Source organism: Limnofasciculus baicalensis BBK-W-15 (genome assembly GCF_024178385.1).
Classification (GTDB): Bacteria; Cyanobacteriota; Cyanobacteriia; order Cyanobacteriales; family Coleofasciculaceae; genus Limnofasciculus; species Limnofasciculus baicalensis.
On sequence record NZ_JAMZMM010000690.1, the window covers coordinates 1 to 1433 of the forward strand.

General features: G+C 45.5%; 1 protein-coding gene. It reads left to right on the forward strand.

Translation table 11 applies throughout. From position 1 onward, the window contains the following. Positions 1–200 precede the first annotated feature (200 nt). Complete coding sequence (locus NJ959_RS29490; protein ID WP_254015319.1) at positions 201–1427, forward strand: RNA-guided endonuclease InsQ/TnpB family protein; 1227 nt, start codon at positions 201–203, stop codon at positions 1425–1427. The last annotated feature ends 6 nt before the right edge of the window (positions 1428–1433 follow it).

The following is a 1433-nucleotide window of genomic DNA, read 5'->3' on the forward strand; positions in this document are numbered from 1 at the left end:
GCGGGAATCCCCACGTCCATACCCGCTTCGGGTTGGCGTGGGATGAAAGACGAGTGAGCCGCCGATTGCACCCGTCCACTAGACGCAAAGGCGTAGCCAGCGGGAGATGGACGGGTGTATGAGAAGGCGAACAAATTCCCTGCTTGTCCCTTGGTCGATACTGTGTTATCATGGTTCTCTTAACTGCGATAAAAGTCATTGTGTTGAAGGCGGTCAAAGTCAGAATTTATCCAAGCATCGAGCAACAAAGTCATTTGGCGCAAGCCTTTGGCTGTGTTCGCTTTGTTTGGAATCAATCTCTGGCTATGATGTCCCAGACTTACAAAGAGACTGGCAAAGGCATATCCGCCTTCACGATGAAGAAGCAGATCCCAGTTTGGAAGACTGAGTATGAATGGCTGAAAGAATGCTATTCGCAATGCCTTCAATCCTCCGTACTGAATCTGTCGCAAGCTTTCATCAATTTCTTTGATGGTCGGGCGCAATACCCTACCTTTAAAAAACGTCAGGGTAGACAATCGATGCAGTACCCTCAGAACGTTAAAATTCTGAGTAATGTTGAGATTAAATTCCCTGGTAATCTTGGAGTGGTCAAGGCTAAAATTCATCGCGATTGTATTGGTGCATTAAGGACTGTGACGGTATCTAGAATGCCTGATGGTCGTTACTATGCCTCGCTATTGATGGATGATGGTATTGAAGTTCCAGCTACAAATGAAGGTGGAGAAGCCATTGGTATCGATCTAGGTTTGATTGACTTTGTTGTTACCTCGAATGGATCTAAATACCAGAACCCTCGACATCTTAAAAAGCACGAGTGCAACCTAAAACGTAAACAGCGCAAGCTATCTCGCCAGAAGGATAAAACTACTAACAGACGACGTAAGGCTAAACTAGCTGTAGCCAAAGTCCAGGCAAAAATAGCTAGAGTCCGTGAAGATTTCCGACACAAACTATCCCGTAAGATAGTTAACGAGAACCAAGTTATTGTAGTCGAGAATCTGGCAGTAAAGAACATGGTGAAAAATCATTGTTTGGCTAAGTCCATCAGTGATGCTGGATGGGGAATGTTCTGCACTATGCTTAAATATAAAGCAGAAGCAGAAGGCAAAGTTTATCTAGAAGTAGGTCGATTTTTCCCATCATCACATCTATGTTCAAATACTTTACTGTCGCTGCCTAAGATGGATTTATCGGTGCGTGAATTTGATTGTCCCCACTGTGGGAAGCGACACGATCGAGACATCAACGCAGCTATCAACATCAGAGACGAAGGCTTACGGTTATTGACGTTGGGAACCAGCGTTACTGCCAAGGGAGGCAATGTAAGACCAAAACAGTATGGGCGTAAGTCTACTACTGTCGAGGCGGTTGCCCTTGAACTTGGAAGCCCCCCTCATACTGGTACTCCAGTTGAGGGCGGGTAGTTCACT